General features: G+C 36.6%; 20 protein-coding genes. All 20 read right to left on the bottom strand.

Annotation, left to right across the window (positions count from 1 at the left end):
- Window positions 1-3: 3 nt before the first annotated feature.
- The 20 genes from EI546_RS05850 to EI546_RS05945 all read right to left on the bottom strand — a co-directional run bounded on the left by EI546_RS05850 (window position 4) and on the right by EI546_RS05945 (window position 23,584).
- Entirely contained in the window at window positions 4-2,127 is a 2,124-nt protein-coding gene (locus EI546_RS05850) for a CUB domain-containing protein (protein WP_128249666.1), read from the bottom strand.
- 1,027 nt (window positions 2,128-3,154) lie between these two features.
- Entirely contained in the window at window positions 3,155-4,129 is a 975-nt protein-coding gene (locus EI546_RS05855) for a sulfotransferase (RefSeq protein ID WP_128249667.1), read from the bottom strand.
- Window positions 4,130-5,045: 916 nt separating this feature from the next.
- Entirely contained in the window at window positions 5,046-5,975 is a 930-nt protein-coding gene (locus tag EI546_RS05860) for a hypothetical protein (RefSeq protein ID WP_128249668.1), read from the bottom strand.
- Between the two features lie 3 nt (window positions 5,976-5,978).
- The gene (locus EI546_RS05865; protein WP_128249669.1) at window positions 5,979-7,427 is read right to left on the bottom strand and encodes an MBOAT family O-acyltransferase; all 1,449 of its coding nucleotides are present in this window, start codon (window positions 7,425-7,427) and stop codon (window positions 5,979-5,981) included.
- 344 nt (window positions 7,428-7,771) lie between these two features.
- Window positions 7,772-8,842: an ATP-binding protein gene (locus tag EI546_RS05870; protein ID WP_128249670.1), complete on the bottom strand. Its 1,071-nt coding sequence runs from the start codon at window positions 8,840-8,842 to the stop codon at window positions 7,772-7,774.
- Window positions 8,835-9,419 carry a formyltransferase family protein gene (locus EI546_RS05875; protein WP_128249671.1) on the bottom strand — a complete coding sequence of 195 codons (585 nt, stop codon included), beginning with the start codon at window positions 9,417-9,419 and terminating at the stop codon, window positions 8,835-8,837. Before EI546_RS05875 ends, EI546_RS05870 begins: the two co-directional genes overlap by 8 nt.
- Window positions 9,406-10,044: a sugar transferase gene (locus tag EI546_RS05880; protein WP_128249672.1), complete on the bottom strand. Its 639-nt coding sequence runs from the start codon at window positions 10,042-10,044 to the stop codon at window positions 9,406-9,408. Before EI546_RS05880 ends, EI546_RS05875 begins: the two co-directional genes overlap by 14 nt.
- Window positions 10,044-11,054 (bottom strand): sugar-transfer associated ATP-grasp domain-containing protein, encoded by a 1,011-nt coding sequence (locus tag EI546_RS05885; protein ID WP_128249673.1) that lies wholly within the window; start codon window positions 11,052-11,054, stop codon window positions 10,044-10,046. The genes EI546_RS05880 and EI546_RS05885 overlap by 1 nt, the downstream gene beginning before the upstream one ends.
- A gap of 485 nt (window positions 11,055-11,539) precedes the next feature.
- Entirely contained in the window at window positions 11,540-12,451 is a 912-nt protein-coding gene (locus tag EI546_RS05890; RefSeq protein ID WP_128249674.1) for a hypothetical protein, read from the bottom strand.
- 67 nt (window positions 12,452-12,518) lie between these two features.
- Window positions 12,519-13,619: an adenine nucleotide alpha hydrolase family protein gene (locus EI546_RS05895; RefSeq protein ID WP_128249675.1), complete on the bottom strand. Its 1,101-nt coding sequence runs from the start codon at window positions 13,617-13,619 to the stop codon at window positions 12,519-12,521.
- A gap of 11 nt (window positions 13,620-13,630) precedes the next feature.
- Window positions 13,631-14,785, bottom strand: a complete 1,155-nt coding sequence (locus EI546_RS05900; RefSeq protein ID WP_128249676.1) for a glycosyltransferase family 4 protein — start codon at window positions 14,783-14,785, stop codon at window positions 13,631-13,633.
- 40 nt (window positions 14,786-14,825) lie between these two features.
- Complete coding sequence (gmd, locus tag EI546_RS05905) at window positions 14,826-15,971, bottom strand: GDP-mannose 4,6-dehydratase (RefSeq protein ID WP_128249677.1); 1,146 nt, start codon at window positions 15,969-15,971, stop codon at window positions 14,826-14,828.
- A 33-nt stretch (window positions 15,972-16,004) separates the two neighbouring features.
- A complete protein-coding gene (locus EI546_RS05910; protein ID WP_128249678.1) occupies window positions 16,005-16,955 on the bottom strand; it encodes a GDP-L-fucose synthase family protein in 951 nt (316 codons plus the stop codon).
- Window positions 16,939-18,066, bottom strand: coding sequence for a glycosyltransferase family 4 protein (locus EI546_RS05915; RefSeq protein ID WP_128249679.1), 1,128 nt, complete (start codon window positions 18,064-18,066; stop codon window positions 16,939-16,941). The genes EI546_RS05910 and EI546_RS05915 overlap by 17 nt, the downstream gene beginning before the upstream one ends.
- A 12-nt stretch (window positions 18,067-18,078) precedes the next feature.
- The gene (locus EI546_RS05920) at window positions 18,079-19,158 is read right to left on the bottom strand and encodes a glycosyltransferase (RefSeq protein WP_128249680.1); all 1,080 of its coding nucleotides are present in this window, start codon (window positions 19,156-19,158) and stop codon (window positions 18,079-18,081) included.
- Window positions 19,159-19,189: 31 nt separating this feature from the next.
- On the bottom strand, window positions 19,190-19,840 hold the full coding sequence (locus EI546_RS05925; RefSeq protein WP_128249681.1) for a sulfotransferase family 2 domain-containing protein: 651 nt from the start codon (window positions 19,838-19,840) through the stop codon (window positions 19,190-19,192).
- Between the two features lie 124 nt (window positions 19,841-19,964).
- The gene (locus EI546_RS05930) at window positions 19,965-20,573 is read right to left on the bottom strand and encodes a hypothetical protein (protein ID WP_128249682.1); all 609 of its coding nucleotides are present in this window, start codon (window positions 20,571-20,573) and stop codon (window positions 19,965-19,967) included.
- 38 nt (window positions 20,574-20,611) lie between these two features.
- Complete coding sequence (locus tag EI546_RS05935) at window positions 20,612-21,484, bottom strand: hypothetical protein (RefSeq protein ID WP_128249683.1); 873 nt, start codon at window positions 21,482-21,484, stop codon at window positions 20,612-20,614.
- A gap of 105 nt (window positions 21,485-21,589) precedes the next feature.
- Complete coding sequence (locus EI546_RS05940; RefSeq protein WP_128249684.1) at window positions 21,590-22,177, bottom strand: LbetaH domain-containing protein; 588 nt, start codon at window positions 22,175-22,177, stop codon at window positions 21,590-21,592.
- A 276-nt stretch (window positions 22,178-22,453) separates the two neighbouring features.
- A complete protein-coding gene (locus tag EI546_RS05945) occupies window positions 22,454-23,584 on the bottom strand; it encodes a hypothetical protein (protein ID WP_128249685.1) in 1,131 nt (376 codons plus the stop codon).
- Window positions 23,585-23,614 lie beyond the last annotated feature (30 nt).

The following is a 23,614-nucleotide window of genomic DNA, read 5'->3' on the forward strand; positions in this document are numbered from 1 at the left end:
GTTTTAATCAAATATGGTTAAACTTCGATGGCTTCTTTCGGCTTCGGAGGTAACGTTATTTCTTAAAACATCCGCTTGACCATCTGAACTGTCCCTCGACCACTGAATTTTAATTGTTGTCTCTTCACCGGGAATGACTTCAACAGGGTACATTACAAAACTTGAATTCCATGCCGTATCCAAATTATAAACCGTTACGGAATTGACACATGCCTTCCAACCTGGGCGGGTATTTGAAACATCAGACCGAAATACAAAGGTCAATTCTCCACCCGGTGCAGAAGATGTAAAAATTTTCTCTTCTGCCGAATAAGCTTCCGTTCCCGTCCATGCGCCATTCGGACAATTTGTTCTTCCATAAGTGGAACCAGAAGAAATTACCGGCGCCGAGGTATTTGATCCATCATAGACCATGAGACCATCCCAGCCCTGCTCCGTATTAAATGATAAAAATTCTACAGAAACTTTTTCGCCGGCGTTGGTGGGCAAAAAATTGTAGGTGATATTTTCATAATTTTGATATTGTCCGTTTTCTCCTCCACTATCGTAAAATATTTCCCTACAGTCCAAGGGAACTGGAATAATAGAATTAACGCAAGCCATCCATCCCGAACGTTGAATATAACCATCAGATCGGAACTCAAAGTATAATTGACCACCAGGAACGGTGGAAGTAAAAGATTTTCCTGCCGCTGAATAGGATCCAGTACCAGACCACGCACCATCAGGGCAAGTTGGTCTACCAGATGTAGAACCAGAAGAAATGATGGGAGAAGAAGCATTAGGACCATCATATATCATTAAACCATCCCATCCTTCCTCTGTATCGAAGCCCATAAACCTAACCGTCACTTTTTCTCCCGGATTTGTAGGAGAATAGAGTTTGGTAAAAATATCATTATTGGGATATTGACCCGCGGCACCTCCCCTATCATAAAACATCTCCCTACACGGATTGGGCGGTTCAGTCCCGGAGGTTACACAGGCTTCCCACCCAAAGTAGGTTAAGGATGAGTCGGATAAAAATCTGAAAGTGAGAGCGCCGCTACTGTGGGTGGAGGTAAAGACCCTTCCAGCGGGCGAAAAAGCGCCAGTTCCGGTCCAAGCTCCTGCAGGCCTGGGATGATATGATTCTGGTATAAAACCAGACGAAATAATTGGTGAGGAGGTCGTAGGCCCATCATATATCATAAGACCGTCCCATCCATTTTCTACATTGAATGTTATAAATTCTACGGAAATTCTTTCACCTGGATTGGAAGGAAGAAAGCTGTGGGTATCATCCTCATTATGGCCGTAGTTACTTGTAGGCCCCCCGGAATCATAAAACATTTCTCTGCAATCATAGGGTGTAGAGGAAGAAGTTGTTTCTACAGGAATATAGCCACGATCTGAGGCCAGGGTGGTGGCTCCTGCCATAGTAACTCCATTCTTTACCAACTCAAAATTGGCATAGGCCTGCGCATTCATGGCATCTCCCTTGTCCATGGTGCCACTTGCACTAAAATTTACAAATATCGTCTCATGCTTTGGAGTAAAAACAATTTCCATATCTGCCATATCCTCTGCAGTGGAGGAATTTGTAGAAATGTCGGAAACTCCTACCTTACTGTTAACATTTTTTCCATACCCCCCAACATCCGTAGAGCCGTTTACAATCCATCGCTGCAATAGAATGTTATATTGTAAGGTAACCACGGTATTTTCTCCTTCCAATTCAAGATCTTCCCCGTTGGGACAAAATATCCTTCGTTGCAACTCTCCTGCAGAACCCGAATCGTGAACAATCGTCATTTTGTAGGAAGTTGTATTATCCAAGGTTAGCATTTGGCCATCACTTGCAGAGACACCAATGGGAGTATTAAAAGATTGAATATTAAAATTATTTGTTGGGCCGGTTATTCGGTAAATCGAAAAGACAGTTGGGCCCAAATCGATGTCTTCGTTATCATTATTAGCCAATACTAAAGCCGGTCCCTCTCTTAAAGAGATTGCTCCACTGACGTCGAGCGAACTTTTGGGATCTGTATTACCTATTCCTACTTGTGCAAGGCCGCTAAAAGAAAAGACAAGAAAAAAAAGGCCACCATAAAAAGTAAACCCACGGGAGAAGTAGTTTTTTTCCATTTTAATTGAGGAATTAATAAATAAAACTAGCGTGGGGATATACCAATATTAAAACAATTTAAAATCTATTCCTAATTATTTATAATAAAGGTACCAAAATTTCCCAAGTTTGTACAGCATTCATAAATATGAGCAATTTCTAGTGCATTATCTGTTTGCAAAAACCTTGTGGTGGCTGGGATTTTTGATTGACGATTGACGATTTACGATGTACGATGTACGATGTACGATTTACGAATAATCATTAACGATTGAAGTTACGAGTTACGATTTTACGATAGACGATGTACGATTTGAATATCGATTGAACAACTATAAATGGGTGAACCTAGGCTTGTGGAATTTGGTTGTACCTGTTTCGTGAGTCATGAGTTGTGGTTCCTGAAGTCCTGGTTCTTGGTTCCTGATTGGTGATCGGTCATCGGTGTTCGAGTATAAGTGATCGGTTATCAGTGATCGGAAGTTGGCAAAGCGTGGCATGAGATGCTTGCTTTCTGTGTTTCCGTTGAATTTGTTTTTTTAATGGGTTTAAATGGACTATCCGTGGACTATCTATTGACTGTCTATGGACTATCTATGGACTATCTTTGGACTATTTTTGGACTATCTTTGGAGTTGGCAAGACACAAGACTTTAGTTCCCAATGAAAATGGGACAGGCTCTAGTATGATTGTTAAAGAATAAAATCAATCTATTTTGATTTAAGATTAAGTATCTGATGCGTTTAAATAGTATTTAAATAGCTTACAAAAAGCATTTTATATAACACATAAATTTATCAACTAAATTGAAGACCCGCACTCAATTCAAATCAAAAACAACTAAATGCTTTGGAAAACCTTTATATAGTAATTTACATAAAAATAAAGAATTTTTAACGCATCATAATTAATTAAGGATTTTCGATTGATTTATCACCAAAGGAATATATTTTAGCTAAACAAATATATTGACAAAAGCCAATGTAGCATTTGGCTTCGTTAATTTAGCTTTTGAGCTTAAAGATGATAATTAATTTGAAAATGATCTATTCAGTAGTATTTATGGGATATGCACTGTGGGCAGAATAATCTACAATTCCAAAGTAATCGAAAATATCCTGAATTCTTTTTAAATAATCATTGTCAAAATAATTGAGGAAAGATTCTAATTGAATAGATGGGTTGCTGTTATAGTTCTTTTGAGAATCCGTTTTGCTCGGTTTTTTAAAATTGATCTTTTTAAAATCTTCGGGTGAAAACGGTAAATTAAGATTTTTAAGAATCATGGAGAATTCCTCTTCAGGATTTAAGACCAAATTCTCATAATAAACCATAATCCAATTATCTCTTTTTGGATGGTTAATGACGTCTTTATTATCTATACACCACAGAGCAATCTGTCTTTCTAAGGGGGAAGTTAAGGAATTAATATAGGATTGATTTTCTATATATCGCTCATTATTGAAACAATCTGGAGCAATATACATGGTGGGTTCGGCATATGGCGCTGACAGTGCATCACGTTCAAATCTATGGAAATTCTGCAATTGGGAGGAGCATGTGGTTATTGGATGTCTTAATAATAAAATAGGCTTGTGCTGCAATGGGAGATTGGCGGTAACCCACGGCAACAGTCCGTTGGCTCTAACAAATTTAGTTATAACATATTTGCTTGAAAATATTTCATTAAATGCGATAAATCGAGCAGTCCAATTAGTGAAGGTTTTCATGGTTAAAAGATCATGAAAAAAATCTTTCAAAGCTTGGGAATCATTAGCGGGTTCAATAAAAACTCTTGACCCAAAATTATAATGTTTCGGAACTACACCTTTATTTGGATGTAGCGGTTCCCAATTAATAACGGAGTTGGGCATTTTTCCGAATACTTCCATTAGCCATGTGCTTCCGCTGCGTGGATCGCTAGTTATAATTATAGCATCATTAAAGGAATAATTTTTTGTGGAAAGAGGCAGTTGAATAAATATATGCCTAAATTTTCTTTTTATTGTAGTAATATCCATTCACTAAGGGTTTACATTATAAGGGCAGACATTTCGATCCAAACAAAATTTTCGGTTGGAATTTTATAATTTTGACTTTAAGTTAATCTTGAATAAAGCTACTGCCGTAAAAAAATCACAGTGGATTTTAAACTAAACCAGTAAATTTAAACCATAATCTCATAGAGTAATCCGAAGAACAGCAAAGTCCCCCACCCTGAAATCCGTCCTGAGATCAAAATTAATAAATTTTAACAAATGGCACATTAAATAAATTAAAAGACCCAAGTAATGAATATTGGGATTTCAGCAAAAATAGAGAAAAATAGAGAACATCTTGAAAAGCGGAGGAATAAAACCATGGAGTCATTAAGGCTTAGTACTTAAGGTGTTTAATTGAAATTAAAAGATAAGGCCTTCACTCGGTTCCGCCGGAGATCACGTACTTTATCCAACTTGGATTCAAAGTACCGCCACGAACCCGCCTGCCGGCGGGCAGGTTGCACTAACCAGCCTGTTGGCCGGCAGGTAGACATGAATTATTTCTTTCTTAAAAATGAAGACGCCAATAGAGTCCTTTAATTTCACTAACCCTGGCGGCAGGCAAGTGGCACCGGCCTGTCTATTGTGCCTTGGCCGGCAGGCTTCGGCCTGCATGAGTGGACTTTAATCCATAACGGTTTAGGAGAATATGCAACTTACCTATTATAAGTTTCCTATAAATGCATTTAGATGAGAGGCACTTCAAAATGCAATTATTTCAATAAAGAGTATCATTCCGAAGAATAAACCAATACTTCTACATCCCGATTAGAGGGCTTTAATAAATAATGCCAGGAATAAAGGTTGCAACCCCATCCATCCGCTGGTGCGCAATCGCGCGGGACCGGGGGTGAAAAACGGATAAACTATTTTTTCCCATACCGAAAAATGATGGCTATAACCTGCAAGGGAAGGAAGAAATGGGAGAATGCTTTATTAAATAATTTACAATCTCTGCCGTAAAAATAATCGCACCTCTTTTTTGTAGATGGGTCTCGTCGTAAAAATAAGCCTCATCCTTATATACGGGGTCGGAACGATCATAGATATAAAAGAAGACCTCATCATCGGATAAAAACCTAATTCGGCGTTCAAAAGATTTGCCATGTCTTTCAAAATTTGGGGGGAAAACTATGAGCAAATTTATTTTATTCTCAACGCAAATTTTTTGAAATTTAATAAAAGCCTCGAGCTTCGAAGCTGATTCACCGGAAACATCATAACTTACGTCCTTACCGTAATCGAAATTGACATCATTCTGTTGAAATGACAATGGCATAGACTTATTCTTTCCCAGAGAATCTAATTTACTGAATTTTCTTCTTCTTAAATCAAAATTCTTTTTGTTGATTCTTGCTAAAACAAAAATCTTAGACAGAAAAGTTTTCTCTCCTCTATCTATTAATTCATTGTTAATATAATTATATTTTGACAATGGATATAGTCTATCATATCGAAAGCTTATGTGATTTGTAGGCAACAATTCATAAGGGTCGTCAACCACGAGTATAACATTTTTAGGAGAAGTATTAAACTTAGTGATTGATCTTAATAAAAATTCATGGAATTCAATATCTGAGCCGGGGTATGATAGGTTATAAGACGAAATATTTAGAGAATCTTCTATTTGGGAGGCAATTATATTTCTAGCTCCTCGGGAAGAACCGATTATAATTAAATCTTTATTTACTTCTCCATTTATTACTTTTTCCAGGCGGTTGTCTACTTCCAGTTTCGGAGAGATAATAAGAAAAATGTAAAGTAATTTTTCCAAAATGAAAAAGGCTATTCCGAAAGTCAGACATAAATATAAAAATCTTCTCATGATCTAAAATTGAAAATAAATAAATTCTTGTTCTCTTCCACTAAATATGAACATTAAGGCGATGAGGGCAAAATAAAAACCCCATCTATAGGGTCTATTCCATTTGACAGCAATCTTGCTTATTCCGAATTCTTCATCGCGGCCCAACCATTCTATACAAAAAAACAGAGCCACAAGAAAAAGCGTTACCAAAGCATAAGTAATATCTGGAAAATTTGGAATTGAAAAAAAAGAAGCGGAAAGGATCTTTTTGATAATAGAAAAAGCATGCCTTAAATCATTCGCCCTAAAAAATATCCAGGCAAAAACAGTTAGGCCAAACGTTACCAAAATGGATAAAAATTCTCTTAGGTCTGGAAATAATCTTCCTTCCGCAACCGCGTCTAGATTTTTACGGTTATTGTTTGTCAATAAGAGTGGCAAAAAATACATTGCATTTAAAGCCCCCCAGACGACAAATGTCCAATTTGCACCATGCCAAAATCCACTTACAATAAAAATAATAAAGGTATTTCTTACTTTCATCCAAGTTCCTCCCCGGCTTCCTCCTAAAGGGATATAAAGATAATCTCGAAACCAAGTAGAAAGCGAAATATGCCATCGGCGCCAAAATTCTGCGATATCTCTGGAAAAATATGGAAAATGGAAGTTTCGCCTTAGGTCAAAACCAAATAATCTAGAAGTACCAATTGCTATATCGGAGTAACCAGAGAAATCACAATAAATTTGAAAGGTAAAAAACAAAGCTCCGAGGGCCAATGTACTTCCAGAATAATCACCAGAATTATTAAAGATTTGATTTGCGTATTCCGCGCAATTGTCCGCAATTACAATTTTCTTAAACAATCCCCAAAGGATTTGCCGCATCCCATCCACAGCTTTTGCAAAATCAAAACGACGCTTTCTATAAAATTGGGGCAACAAGTGGGTTGCTCTTTCAATTGGACCTGCCACCAATTGGGGAAAAAAACTGACGAAAGCAGAGAAGGCAATAAAGTCGGTTGTGGGTTCTAATTTTCTTCTATATACATCTATGGAGTAGCTCAAGGTTTGAAATGTATAAAAACTTATTCCTACGGGAAGAATGATGTTTAGAGAGTTGGCCTTGATTTCCATCCCAAAGAAGGTAAAAGCCGTAATAAAGTTATCCAGAAAGAAGTTATAATATTTAAAGAAGCCCAGAAAACCTAAGTTGACTACGATACTGGACCAAAGTAAGATCTTTCGATTAATCTGCTTTTGTTCCGTCTTTAGTTTTCGGCCAATCAGATAGTCCACCAAGGTGCTGAAGAGAATCAAGGCCAGAAAACGCCAATCCCACCAGCCATAAAAAACATAACTGGCTATAACAATTAAAGAGTTCTGAAGTTTAAGTTTTTTATTTGTGACAAACCAATAAAGCAGAAACACTGTAGGTAAAAAGATCGCAAAGTCAATAGAATTAAATAGCATGTATACAGTTTATCGCCCGAGGAATCAAGGGGCAAAAAGGAGATAACGTTTTTCCAACTCACATATTGAAAAATTGTATTTTTTAGGCTGTTAAACATTCTATAATATTATACTAAAGGCATATCCAAAGAAAGACACAGGGGATAAGGTTTGCATCAACATCTCTTTAGGAAAATAAATCTTTCTCCAATTCGCACATTTTGTGGTCAGCAAAAAATACTTCGGGAGCCGTGCTCAAGTTGAGGTCTTACCTATTATTCCATAAGGGGCAACCTTGCCAATTGCTTAAACACATCGTAGTCGCAAGACAGCTCAAGAGGATGATCCTCTATTAGTGAAAGAGATCAGCCCAAGTTTTTTATTTTTCTTAAAAGGTCCGGTTTTTTTCTAACCATAGGCTCTATATCAACATCCCGTAAAAATAAATAATCATGATCATAGCCATTGAACTTTTCAATAAGTTCGGTTTGACCTTTAATATATTTTACGGAATCTTCAATTAAATCAAAACCTACCTGTGCCATCACACCTGTATACGCCATATGACGAATATTGATTTCGGTTACTTTCAGTCTTCCTTTATCATCTTCCTTTAAATCAAAACTATAAACCGCGTGTGGAGGCACTTGTAGCTTATCGGCAATAACAGACATTACTTCTTCGCAAAAATCCAATAGTTCCTGTTCATTGATGAACTTGCCGTAAGAAGTATTACCTGTCACTTTCGATGGGGCGATATCGGCCATTACATAATTAACACAGTGCAAACCGGCATTTTTAATACATTCTCCGTTTATATATAGCATCTCGTTTGCCAAATGTCTTCCCGTTAAAAATTCACTTACGGTGAATTTCTCAACATTTTTATGTATAAAAAGCCAAGCCTCCAGTTCATGCCTGCTATGGATTTTTAAAGAACCCAAGCCTCCAGAACCAACTGCCGCCCTTATCCAGCATGGATATCCTATTTCAGCTTCCACTTGCTCATAATTGGGTGCAGATGGGGTTATTTCTACAGTGATTGGGATAAAATCGGTATCCTTGAGAAGCGCTGCCATATTTGCCTTATCCATTAAGCTCTTGGTGTACTCAACCGGTGGAATAAATGTAGGGCAGATGTATTCATTGTGCTCCTTAAAATATTCTCCCCACTTTAACACTTCAAGTTCGGGTTGGATAAAAGCGTAGTCTACCTGTTCATCGGCGATAATTTTTTTCATTATTGACCAATAGTTTTCGCTATCTGCCCTTGGAACAAGATATTTCTTATCCAAAAGACCATCCAAATGAAAGCCGATGGCTCTTTCATTGATGTCGGTGCCAATAAGTATAGCATCCGGATAAAGTTGTCGTAATCTTAAAGCTATTGACCTGGGGGTTGGTCCACCTATTCCTGTTATTAAAATTTTATCCATTTACTATTTCATTAAATGTTTCTAAAAGAATTTGATCAGAATTTTCCATATACCTCTTATCGATATCCTCAAAAGTGTCGTTCTTGAAAAAACGAATGGGTAGTTGGGCTATAATTTTACCTTTGTCCATATGCATATCGATAAAATGAGTGGTAATACCAGAATAGGCAACCCCATATTCCATCGCTTGCTGAATAGCCTTATGTCCTTTAAAGGCAGGTAAGAGAGAAGGATGAATATTGATAATTCTATCCGCATATTGCTTCAAAAGATCGTGTTTTATAAGATAGCTAAAAGCCAGTAAAAAGATGTAATCTATTTTGTTTTCAGTCATTACATCCAATAGTTTTTGCTCAAAAGCTTCTCTGGTTTTAAAGTCTTCTTTATTTACACGTACGGTTTTGATACCCAAATTATCTGCATATTCGGCTGCACCCGAAGGAAGATTTTGATATACCACCACCTCGATATTCACATTGTCCGGCAATTTTTTTTCCTCCCACAATTTTAAAACACGTATGGCCGACCTACCATAGTTAGTGGAGAGGATAGCAAAGTTTATTTTATTTTGAATCATTTACCAACGATTTTTTATATTTATCAAAATCAATCATTTTTGAAGCCGCATTTACCTCATTTTCCTTGGCGCTAATCACCTTGTACACCGTTTTAAGGAGAATTTGGAGATCGAACAACAAGCTCGCATTTTCAGCATATTGCACATCCAATTTCAGCCGTTTATCCCAGAAAAGTTGGTTTCGACCAGCTACCTGGGCCAAGCCGGTAATGCCAGGCCTAACGAGAAATCTCTTTTTTTCAATCTCGTCAAAATAGGGAAAATACCTCACGGGCAGAGGTCGGGGCCCTATAAAGGACATTTCTCCCCTAATTACATTTACTAACTGTGGAAGCTCATCTAGAGAAGATTTTCGAACCAATCGGCCCAAGGATGTCAAACGATCTGCGTTGGGAAGTAGATTGCCTTGGTCATCCTTTTTATCATTCATAGTTTTAAACTTGATGACGTTGAAAGATTTGCCGCCTTTTCCATTTCTTGCTTGGAAGAAAAAAGGACTTCCCTTAAAATCCCATGCCAGGATAATTATGAGGAGGATGATTATGGGAGAGAATATGATTAAAACCAGAAGGGCAACGACAAAATCCAGAAAGGGTTTTATAAATAGAAGATAAAGTTTTCTCATTAATAATATTTTTCCAGTTTTGATTTTAAACCTTTTTCTATTGGCAATTGCCAGACTAGTTTGCACCAATCGTGATTACCTTCAATCAGCACAGGCTTTTCATTGGTAATGCCTATGTCCCAACCTACGGATTTATTGTACTCGGACATCATTTCAGCTGCTTTTGTTGTCAAATCAATAACCTCCTGCCAATGAGGTAGTTCGTAACCAATAAATTTTATTCCACTTACAGGATGATGGGATACTGGTTTTTTGGTAATATCACTATATACCCCGTCAGTATTCACTTTTCCGGAATCCAAATCTATTCCCACCACGATATTTCCTGCGGCCAAATTATCTACTATTGAATTAACAGAAACCCGCAGTCGTGAATCGACGACATATGCATTTCCATTTTCATCAATTTGTGTAATGACCCTTATGGTATTAAGAGCGCTGGAGGAAAGCTTATTTAAGGAATCATGCTGGTCCACAAAATCCTCGGCTAAGTGATTACCTGTGCTTTCCATCCGATTTATCAGATCTTGATTGGATATTTTATTCAAATCCAGTATTTCCAAACCTTTTCCACATCCTCCCGCAATCTCTTTAATTACTACCTTCTGCGCCTTGTTTTTAAAAACCTCTATACTTTTCTGCTTGTTCTTCAATTCCTCTAAAGTAGCAAAGGCTCTTCCCGTAAGATCGCCATAGAATTTGAAAAAATGGACTTTATCCTCCAATACCTCTCTTTTACTCCTTGGATTCATTTTCAATTGGTATTCATACATAAAACCTGACCCGGCCCATTCCGCTCTTTCCCGAGCACTTTTTTCGAAGAAACGAAATTGAAAATACTCCAGAAGGGAAATATTGTATTTATAAACACAATTAATGGCATCCATCCACAAGCTCATTTTCCCTCGACCGGTTAATTTTGAAGTATGGGTCAGGAACTTATTCAGAAGTCCCCAATTCATTTTTTTGAAATAATACCCAAGATAAAGTGTTCGGTCAATGGCTTTCATAGATGATTTTTGATGGTCAATATAAAACTACTTCTTACAGCAAACTAATAAGCCCGCCTACAATTATATTAATTTATTCAGGTTACTGATTTAGCCCCAATATTTTTGTCAAATTTAGCTATAAAGATTTGCTTCGAGGTATATGAATGTAAAATTATCTCCTCTTCTTTTCCGCCAATGAAAAGGTAAGTTCTAACATTAGCACCTTCAAAATTCCCTACTCTCTTTTAAATTTTAAAGTTTTAATAAACCTATAAAAGTATTTCCGATTGAACTAGGATTTTTTTTTTATAAAATAGACTCTGCCATTTCATCACCATTCATAAACTCCACATCCGGCCATCTCTCAACTATTTTCTTCAACAGATAACTCAATTGTCCCAAGCCATTATCTCTGTATGTTTTGTCAAGTTGACCCACAAAATTTACCCGATGCGAACTTATCAACGCCGGCGCGCCCCATCGAAAAGCGCTCTCAATATTTTTTAGGCATTCGTTGGCAACTCTATTATCATCTTTGCCTTCAGGTTCAAACTGACAATTGCGAACAATATATTTTTGACCTTCAATATTTTTCTTTCCATTATATAGAAATTTTTTTCTGAATAGGCCTTCCCCAATGGATAGGAAAAATATCTTTGAACATGAATATATTTTATTCCACACTCTGCAAGAATTGGTTCTAATGCCGGACTATAAATTCCAGCTCCAGGGGTAAACTGTTTAGATCTAAAACCGAATAAACCTTCAAACAATTTTGTTCCAAATTTCACATCTTCTGCAAGTTTTTTGTTTTCCTCTGAAGCTTCTATAAAAAATGTTGTTGTAGGTTGTTTAATCTCCATCTCCTCAGGAAAATGCGGAATAGCAACAGATTCATGCTTAAATGCCAAATGAACGGATTTAATACCTCCCTGTAAAGCGTCCATAAACCTTTTTACATTTATATGTTCCGTTCCATGGTAGGCGGGATAGAAAATATTTTCATCTATTCCCTGCTTCCATAAGTCATACACACCGTCATAAGCAGGTCCATATCTTTGCAGGGTTCGGGTAAAGGGCTCCCTATAATATTCCTTAAAACCTGAAGCCTCGATTTTTTCGAAATCGGGGTTGGCCGCAATGGCCAAAGGGGTAAAGCAGGCATGATTTCCTTGTGAATCTTTTACAGAGGTAAGGACATCAAAAAGTTTATGGAAATCTTCCTTGTCTGCAAGTGTATCATATTGCGAGAATCGGGTTTCATCCATAGGAATTCCCGCAGATTTTAAATTATTATAGGCAGATTTATCCTTAATTCTAACACTCCCATAATCATCTACATAAAAGACAACAATCTTTCTTTTTGTTTTTTTTCCAGGAAGGTTCTTTAAATTTCTAATAATCAAATCTTTCATATTTAAATGAGCTCTACCAGATATTATTGACCGTTATAAAAAAATGGACAAAGAAGGCACCAATTTCTTAAGCGGTTTCGGGGTACTTCCTATCCAGTACCTGGATAAACTGTTTGCCATTTACCCCCGCCTTATTCAGGATGTACTCGATATATCCTTCGCCAAAATCCAAGCTGTCCTCCAGCTTATCTTTTGCCTCTTCCTTGGATATTTGTCCATCCCTAATTAGGTAACTTAAATCTACGTGCGTATCATTATAGCCCAGGGTACGGTAGAAAAGGTATTGCCGAAGGGTATCGGCCTCACAACCAAATCGAGAGGAATTTATTTTTCCTTCTGGGAGTTTCCAATTGAGTTCATTGAACAAAATCTCTTCAAGTTCATCTTCCACCCAGTGAACATAATCATAAAATGGATAAACAATAGTAAGGTCATTTTCCTCGATTAGCTTTTGTTTCCATTTATTTACTGTAAATTCTTTATACTGCAACTTTAGGCAAAAGAGATTGGAAACCAAGGCAGGGTTCAGAAGCACTTGTTTACCATAGCCCATTATCCAATCCATCTTCCCTTGCCTACCGGGACTTTTGGATAGCTTGATAAGTTCGCTTTTATACCTTTCCTCCTCCTGAATGGGAGTACGGCCCCCAAAAATAAGATGGACTCCTTCCTTAACAGCAGTTTCTTCCACCAAGGTTTCATAACCAATACGCTCGCCAACATTAATTACCGCTAATGATTCGGGAACGGGACGCCTAATCCAAGCTTTCAGGTGATGCGGAAGGCATTTTTTCAAGTTGTCGTGTTTGATTGTACGTAGATCAACATCAAGGATACGGCAGGTATTCTCCATGTTTTCATAAACGATTTCTGGAATAAACAAATCATCAGAAAATACAGCTAGAGGACGAAGTTTAAGTTTTTTCACGACATACCATAATAAATACGTACTATCTCTACCACCTGAATAACCAACTACGCAATCATATTTTTTCGATTGATTGCGTTTCAGTGGTTCCTGAACCAATTCCAACAACTTTTCAGGCCCTAAGAATTCAGTCTTTGAAAAATTGCGGCAATGCTGGCATATTCCTTTATCATCTATTTCTATGTTAAGATAATCCGTTGGGAGTAGGCACTTTTTACAGGTTTTTTTCATTGAAGTCATTGGTGTAGTGTTTAAGTTGTTGGTTGTAAATCATTACGATTAACGGCATCTACTATAATATTCGTATTGGATGAGGTGAATTTTTTAGCCGTCGCCCTTGATTGCTCCCGATAAAAAAGCTGCATTTCTTTGTCCGCACTTAGCATGTCTATAAAATCCGTGATTTCTTGAATTTCTCCAGATTCAAAAACTCTTCCCACATCATAGTTCTCAACCAATGTTGCGAGATCAGATTTTTTACTGGTAATGGCGAGAATCGGATTTCCCACGGCCATATTATTGAAAATTTTACTGGGAATAGAACGATTAGCCTCTGATCCTGCTAGACTAACAACCGCTATGTCTGCAGAAGTTAACGAAAAAGGCAGCACATTTGGTTCTTGCCACGGCAAAAATAAACAATTATTTAAGCGATACTCTTCTTTCTTTTTGATTAAATCCTTCTTTCTCAATCCTTCTCCAACGATTAAAAAAAGGATATTTTTATTCTTTGTTCTATTGGCAACTTCTAAAAGTGGTTCCACCCCACTTGATAAACCTAGATTACCAGAATACATTACGACAAATTTGTCTTCCAAATGGTGATCTTTTATAAAAGAATTATTCTCCCTAAGTACAGGCTTAAAATCAGAATAGGTAGTCCAAAGAGGCATAACTATAACTTGCTGGCCTATGGTATATTGCTGCAATATTTTTGCCATCCCATCTGTAATGGTAAAAACGCCCTTAGCGTCACTGAGTACTTTTGTTATAATCCTTTCCCACAAAATTCTCAAGGGCTTCACTTTTTTTACAAAACCAATGTCGAGAACCCGTTGAAGGTCCAAATCAAACACCAATTGATAATAACCGTTTGAACAAAAAAGCGGAAGCAAAGGAGCGAGGGGTGGATTACCCACGATAAAAAGTTCCTCCTTTCGGTATTTAAAAATCACTTTATACCAAATTTGGAAAAAACTATAAACCCAAGTAAAGATTCTATTAAAAACAGTGTCTTTTCGATATTTGACTATTTTATCTATTCTTACCTTTTCATTTAGAGGGTTTTTAACCTCCACAAGTCTACCCGTTATTAATACACATTCGTATCCTCTATCTACAAATGTATTAATCAAATCAATCATTAGATATGCTACATCCTGATTGATAAACACCATTTTCTTCATTTATTTTCCCTTTTCAAATAACTTCCTTTCTTTCTGAAAATTATTCCGCTTGGTTCAATATTTTATGACCATTGGCAAGAAGGATGAGATCCTTCTTAAAAATTGCGATATCCGAAAGCACCATTTCCTGTACCAATTCCGGAAGATTATATTTTGGCTTCCAGTTTAATTGTTTCTGCGCCTTTGAGGAATCGCCAATCAACAAATCAACCTCCGTAGGCCTAAAGTAGCGTGGATCCACAGCAACCACATCCTTTCCTATTACACAGCCAACATCCACAGCTTTAACCCCCGTTCGAGATTCGAAAAACTGCTCATCGATGGAGTCTATATATCCCATTTCTTCAAGCCCTTCACCTTCAAAACGCAACTGGATTCCCGTTTCGAGAAATGCCATCCTTATAAAATCCCTGACCTTGGTTGTAATCCCAGTTGCAATTACATAATCCTCTGGTTCCTCTTGTTGTAGGATTTTCCACATAGCTTCCACATAGTCCTTGGCATGGCCCCAATCCCTTTTGGCATCCAAATTTCCCATATAAAATTTGTCCTGCAGTCCTAAAACAATTTTGGAAACTGCTCTGGTAATTTTTCGGGTTACAAAGGTTTCTCCTCTCAAAGGGGATTCGTGATTAAATAATATTCCATTGCAGGCAAACATATTATAAGCCTCTCTATAGTTTACTGTGATCCAGTAAGCATAAATTTTTGCAACTGCATAGGGAGAACGTGGATAGAAAGGTGTAGTTTCGGACTGGGGAACTGCCTGTACCAACCCGTATAGTTCGGAGGTAGAAGCTTGGTAAATTTTGGTCTTTTTTTCCAGGCCCAATAATCGAACAGCCTCCAATATTCTAAGAGTTCCGATTCCATCGGCATTGGCGGTATATTCCGGCGTTTCAAAGCTAACCTGAACGTGGCTCATGGCTGCGAGATTATAAATCTCATCAGGTTGTGTTTCCTGAATTATTCGGGTAAGGTTCATCGAGTCTGTCAAATCGCCATAGTGAAGTTTTAATCTAATGTCCTCTTGATGCGGATCTTGATATAAATGATCAATTCTGTCCGTATTGAAAAGAGAGGCTCTTCTTTTTATTCCGTGGACCATATAGCCTTTTTCCAATAATAATTCCGCTAAATATGCGCCATCTTGACCCGTTATTCCCGTAATTAATGCAACTTTCATAATTTATATTTTTTAACTTCTTTATAATCGTCCTTAAATTTTGACTTTTCTATATTCTGTTTGGTGTTCCCTAAACCAATTATAGGTATTTTTAATACCCATTGTTAACCCAACGGAGCTTTCCCAACCGGCTTCTTTCATCCTCGAAACATCGAGCAACTTTCTGGGAGTGCCATCCGGTTTATCCGAATCCCAAACGATTCGACCTTGGTGGCCTACAATCTCTTGAATGGTTTCAGCCAATTCCAATATGGAGATATCCTTCCCTGTACCGATATTATAAAGATTTTCTTTTAAATCATTTTCAAGAGAAAATTTAACTGCATCTGCCAAATCATCGACAAAAAGAAATTCTCTTTTGGGAGTTCCCGATCCCCATAATTTTACAGGAGCATTATTATTTAATTTTGCTTCGTGAAATTTTCGTATCATTGCTGGTAGCACATGAGAGGTTTCCAGATCAAAATTATCATGAAAGCCATATAAATTTGTCGGCATCAAACTTATAAATTTTTTTCCATATTGCTTTTGTATTGCTTCACAAGCCTTTACTCCGGCAATTTTGGCTATGGCGTACCACTCGTTGGTGGGCTCCAAAGGTCCAGTAAGAAGGTACTCCTCCTTTAAGGGTTGTGGCGCCATTTTAGGATAGATACATGAACTTCCCAAGAAAACAAACTTTTGCACCTCACTATTTACCGCAGCATCGATAAGATTATTTTGAATCTGCAGATTTTGCATCAAAAATGTATAGGGGTTATCATTATTTGCCAAAATACCACCCACACGAGCTGCGGCATCAATAACGATCTCCGGATTTTCTTGTTCAAAAAATGAATTCACGGCTTCTTGATTTCTTAAATCCAGGTCTTTACTGTTCTTTCCCAACAGGTTGTTATATCCACTTTTCTCCAAGGCACGCCATATAGCCGAACCCACCATACCGCGATGTCCGGCTATATATATTTTACTTTCTTTTGTCATATTCACTTATCTCTTTGCATATTTTTAAATATTTCTCAGCTCTGGTCCTTGCGGAATCAAACTGATGCAATTGTTTTAATCCCTTTTGAACCAATGTTTCTGCCAGGTCCCTTTCATTTATCAAGCGGAGAATAGCGTCCGCCGCCGCATTAGCATCTTTGGCTTTATAATACAAAGCCGCCTCTCCACAAATGGATTTTGCAAAACCTAAATCAGTTGTTATAATCGGCTTTTCCATAATCATAGCTTCAGGATAAGAAGCGGAAAAACATTCGGCCAAGGTAGGCAAAAACATAAAATCACATTCCTTATATAAAGAAGGACATTTCTCGGGGTTCAGAGGGCCCACATTGGTTATTCCCGAAGCACCCCCTAATATTTTATGAAAATCCTCTTCCTTCAAAGTTACTACAAAACGAATATTATTAAATCCTTTATTCTTTAAATGCCCTATAATTTCTGGAATTATTTCAAGATTTTTATGAGGATAGTAAGAACTAACCGTCAATAGTCGTAGCTCTCCTTCCTTGCGTTCTGGCAAAAGATTGGGAAAAACGTCCTTCCTTTTATAGAAATTACTGTATGTATTCGTTACGGTATAAACTTTATTGGTTTTAAAAGCTTTCTTTACCCTTTCTCTTACATCATCGGTTTGAGTAACAAACGCAGCGGCTTCTCTCTTAAAAAAATAGTAATGCAGTCTCTTCTTTAGATAAAGTTTCAACTTTTTCTTAAGACTTAATTCTTTTAAATATGGGGACTCAGGATAAATATACAAGGGTAAATTGAAACCAATAATTTGCGGGGACAAACTTTTGAAATAGGAAGGCCCAGAGGTGGCAATTATTACGTCAGGCTTTATCTCTTTTTCCTGAGCCAAGAGTATTCTGTGAATTTTTTTTGTTGAGGAAAGGCTAATGACACCGAAATCAAAATAGGTAAATGTAAAGTTACTCGGAAAGTCACTTTCTATAAGCGACTTTTTTATACCTGGTCCTGCCCAAACATGATATTCATGTTCTGGAAAATGGATACATTCATAAATAAAAGAAAGGGCAACCTGAACCGACCCCCCGAAACGTTGAGTAGCGGTATTTATAACTATTTTCAAATTATTATTGAGTTATTTGTTCAAGATAAATTGATAAAACTTATCTGCAATCTCTTCGGCGGCAAATTTAGCGATTTTTTGTCTTGCATTTTCACCCATCGCAATCCTTTTATCTTTATCCAGCATCAAGATTTTTAATTTCTCTTTAAATTGCCCTTCATCAAATAAGGGAATTAGATAGCCTTCCGTCCCATTCTCAATCATATCTGATGGTCCCGCTTCACAGTCATACGCAATTACTGGAAGGCCAGCCGACATTGCTTCCCCAACAACATTTGGGAACCCTTCGGAGCTGGAGGTGAATGCAAAAATTTTACTGTTTGAATAATATCTGTTTACATCTTTTTGAGTTCCTACCAGTTCAATTTTATGCTCCAATCCCATTTTTTTTACAAGAGACCGATATTCTTCAATAAGATTCATTCTTTCATCATTGCCACCCACTATAACCAATTTCCAATTAGGAACATCGCAGTCAGAAAAAATTCTAATCAACTGGTCAATATGTTTTTTCCTGATCAATCTTCCCACTGTCAAAACAATATTTTCCTTAAGAGACTCAGGTTGCCATTCAACTTCTTGAATGGGATTGCCTATGATTTGTATGTTTTTATTCCATCCTTTTTTCATGGCCACCTCCCTTGCTCGCTCTGTTTGAGCGATGATTCCCGAAGCGTTAGGGTATAGTTTGTTCCTTAAAAAATTCTGTACCTCTCCAAGGTTTTTGTTTGGTCTACTTCTGTCTGAAATAAAGACAGGCGTGTTGAGATTATAGAGTGACATTAGAACCAAATTGTTCCAATATTCACCGAAACTTAGAACTGTATTGGGATCGATCTCCTTAACAGTCTTTCTAATAAAACGAATTGTTTTCAGGGTTGTGATTGTCCTTTGGCGCGAATTAAAGGGAAAACTTGGACTGTACACTTTTATCCCACTATTTAGTTGAAAGTCTATTTGACGGGTTTTGCCTATTAAAATAAGGCTAACCTCCACATTCTCTTTGGTGCTAAAATGATTTATTAAAAGAGCCATTACCCGTTCCATCCCTCCGAGGGAGAGAGAGTGGATAATACAGGTAATTTTAATCATATAATTCATCAAAAATTAATAATACTATTTGTCAATTTGAATTGTTGGCCTCTTCTATGCTATTATAGAACTTCAAGTCCTTTCCCAATTTTAAGGACATTGCATTTCTAAATATTTTGTTTTTAAAATATGTCGATTCCTCTTTATGGACAGATTTATTGGTATGTGGAAATTTTGAAAAATCGAAGTTTAGGCCACAAGAAATGAGAATGGTTTCTAAATCCTCCGAGAGGTTCTCGAAAATTCCAATCTTATCAACAATCAGATTTCCCTTTTCCCCTACAAAATAAATCCGATTAGCTCGATAGGGATAAATCAGGGCCCAAGGTTTAAAGGGCATAATCTGGGTGAATTTTATTTGAAGTTTTTGAATCAGAGGCCTATCTCTGTCAACATTTTTCCAAGGTTTTGCTCCTTTTTTTAAAAAAAAGTAACTTGACACCACCCTAGAATATGGATTACGCACAAAACCTATTACAGTATAATCGTCATAGTGTTTTCCTAACACGGCCTTTATTTCCAATGCGGTGCTATGCCCTTTAAACTTATATTGCTTGCCGTCTATTTCGACGCCATTTTTAGTGGCGGTCTCGTCGCTATCCATCAAAAATTTCTCGACGGAAGTTGTGCCTGTTTTGTCAACAGCCACATAAATGTATTTATGAACTTTAGAAATAACCATATGGATTAAATTTTACTTATAGAAAGAATATAAATTGTAAATTGCTTTTTAGAGATTTTTTAGAGAAAAGACTTATAAATTTTCTCCGCATTTTTATATGCCGGAATTTTATGCAACTTTTCTTTTAAAGTTCTTTTAAGTCTTTCTTTTCAGGATTTGGCTTTGAAGATCCAAAAGTTTCGGTTGCGCCCCTATAAGAATTAATTGCTTTTTCCATTTGGGCCGAACCAATTTCCAGCTCATTTTGATATACTTTATTATTTATGTCAGCAATAAATTGCTTGGGATTTCTAACTAAATCCCGGAATTCTATAATTTCCAGTTTGTTCTTTTTTTGTTGAACATATTTATAATATTCCACATATTGGTTTGTTAGTTTTTTTAAAAGTTTCGTATTAATTTCTTTTGGGATGGGCTTACGCTTAAAGGAATACCATTTTAGATAATAGGAGGTAATTGCCTCTTCAGGTTCTCGTATTAAAATGAATGCCGGAATATTTTTTCTTAATGAAACCTTTATAGGGGCAATGGCATGAAAATGATGAATAAACACATCTTTTCCAAAAATATTCTTTACTAGGCTGGTTGCAAAAGTATTTCCCGACCTAGGATAGCCGTCGAGCGAAAATTTCGTTTTTTGACTAAAGTAATCGATTTTAAGACCCCTATTTTTTCTAACAAGGTGGTACCAGATATAAAATAAAAAAGGGCTTGATTCTATTATTTTCCTCATTATAATTCTAATTAATTTTTAATATCTATTCTATCTGATTAAGCCCAAAATGGAAATATCCTATCAAATAAGGAAGCTACTCTCAGTTGTTTTTTGGTAAGACGGTCATAATTTAATCCTAGGTTTTTGTCCACCACTATATCTTTTTTCAACCGCAATGCATTTCCAGCTAACATATGCTCCGCAAAAAATTTCTGATTCAATGTTGAAATGTCCATTTTGGGATGAATTTCTCCAATCGATTGAACATTTACTATGAATTTAGTGTATTTGAGTCTAATGGAAGGCACTCCTAAAGTGAAAATCTCGGTTATCAGATTAATATAAAACCAATCCAATAAAGTTTTCGAGGTGCGCCGTACTGGCGAGTCAGCTTCTCGGCCCATCCTTAAATCCTTTTTAGATGACTTTTTTGCAGAGTTCAAAACACCTTTGGCATTTCGACATAGATGAATAACTTTTAGTTTGGCAAATTTATTGAGCATCGCAATACGTTGTGGATATTTAGAGGAATCTACTATTACGCTTTTTCCAGTAACCTTTTTGATGGCTTCAAATAATAAATGGGTAGCTTCACAATAATTCTTAAAATCGCGAGAAGGATTTAGTTTATAGAACAACACGATTGGAGTAGCCTTATTTCGCTCGAAGTTTTGGATTAACCTTCTATATTCCTCCAAAGTGATGGGAGATTTCTCCGACCAATTCTTCATCACTTTTGACCAGACCTCACACTCGCCTATCAACTGCCCGCAAGAACAATATTCTTCAAATATGGAATTTCGGGTAATCTTGGTGAGTTCTCCGGCACTAAAGATATCTGTGCTTGCGCCCAAAATAATATCCAAAAGGGTAGAACCCGAGTGGCCATTACCAGCTATATAAATTACCGAAATATTTTTTATCTTCATTTTGGAATTTAGCGATTCGTTATTTTACATGTTCGACTGTCAGGCAGACAAATTCATTCGGGCGGGCGGTCAGAGATTTGTTAATTATTAACCCTAAATAAGGTTTTAAATATGTTTAATTATTCGTTTGATATCCACTTTCCCTATCTCTTTGGCGGGAACCCCACCTAATACCATGCCTTCGTTAAAAAAGGTTTTCTCCACGGCAGCGTTCGCTGCAATGGCACAATTATTAGGAATCAATATTTCTCCATAGATTTTTGCTCCTGGTCCAATGTACACATTATCTCCAATAATTGGCGCCCCCTCCTTTCCACCTGAAGTCCCAATATTTACACAAGCGTGGATCCTGCAATTTTTCCCAATCCTGACTGCATCATTTATTATGATAGTACCGTAATGGAGGATAGCCAAACCTGGACCAAAAACATTTTCAGGAATTGAAAATCCCAATTCTAAAGATTTACTTTTAAACCTCCTCTTAATGATGATATAGCTTACTTTTCCAATAAAGGATTGTTTGCTTTTAACATTTTTATAATATTCAGATTTTCTCAATAAACGTTGAAATTTCCAAATTAAATCTATTTTCAAATATTCCTTTACGCCGTGAAAAAACGAATATTCAGGTTTGCCCAGAGCTATTCTGTCAGCATTCAAATAATATAAATAATCTTTTTTGGAATTAATCATTTTTATTAAAAACAAAACTTTACTTGCAGAGCATTATTTTCAATCCCATTTTTATCTAAGTTCAGACTACGGTAGATCCGTATTAATCTTTATAAAACCTATATTCTTTGCAATGATAAGAACTTTAATAATCTTAACGCCTAAAAAAATCATAGATTTCCGAATGTTAAAACTAAAAGCTAATCAAATATTTTGAATGTTTCAATAGGATTTTTAGAATCGATGAAGGATAGCAATATAGATGATTTTGGACTCCCCAATCTACTAAAAACCTCTTTAGTGTTCTTCATTCATAACATCGACTAATTCATCACTTGATAAAAATTCGACCTCTGGCCATTTTTTTATAATTTGATAGAGCAAATTTTTCAACATACTCAAGCTACGGATTCGGTTTTCTTTATCAATGCTTCCTACGTAATTCACCCGATGGCTGTTAATAATCGCTGGTTTGTGCCATAGAAAGGAGTTGCCGATATCCTTTAAGCATTCACCAACGTTATCCATTCTTTTGGGCATTTGTGAAGGTTCCAACATAGCATTACGAACGGTGTATCTTTGTTGGTATTCATTTCTCTTTCCGGTATAGATTACTTTTGTTATTAGGGAAGCATTTTCTTGAGGTATTTTCTGTTTCCTCATACCTTGAATTCCAATTACCCCACAATCGTGAAGACCCGAATTTAATTCTTCTGGATAGGTATAATTGCTAGGGATAAAAGTTTTGGACTTAAAACCAAAAATATCTTCAAACAATTGAAGTCCTTCCCGAATGTTTTCTCTGTAAAATTCCAACTGTTGAAGATCGTAACTTCCAAAAGCAGCTTGAATACTTATATTACTTTTTTCATAAAAAGTTTTAGGAATTCCCCAAAATCCCATCTGGAAAGCATCCAGAAGTGGTTTATTGCCCCTACTTAAATGGGCGAGCCAAGAGTGTACATGAACGTGTTCGCGGCCATGAAATTGAGGTTGTATTAGTTTTTCATCTATCCCCTGCTTCCAGAGTTTAAATACATTTTCATTCGGATAATATCGGTTTAAAGTCTCAGGAAATGGTTCATAAAAATATTCTGAATAATCTGATTTTCTAATCTCTTTGAAGATCGGGTTCGCCATAACCGTATTGAAAGTGAACTTGGGATGACGTCCATCCCTGCCCTTAAACATTCTCAATATTTCAAATAGCGCATTTAAGTCCTCCGTATTGGCCAAGGTGTCATATTTGCAATAAGGACTGGAATCGATATTATATCCCAAATTTTTATAGGCATCATAAACATCTTTGTTAGGCATTCTTATACTTCCCCAATCATCACTTTCAATAACTACTATTTTGCGACTAGTACGCCAACCCCACACATTTGTTATATTTCTGCTCAATATGGGTTTAATCTGGTGAATCATTTGGTTCTAAATATCATTAAATATTGTCAA

The organism is Aequorivita sp. H23M31, from assembly GCF_004022485.1.
In the GTDB taxonomy this organism is placed as follows: Bacteria; Bacteroidota; Bacteroidia; order Flavobacteriales; family Flavobacteriaceae; genus Aequorivita; species Aequorivita ciconiae.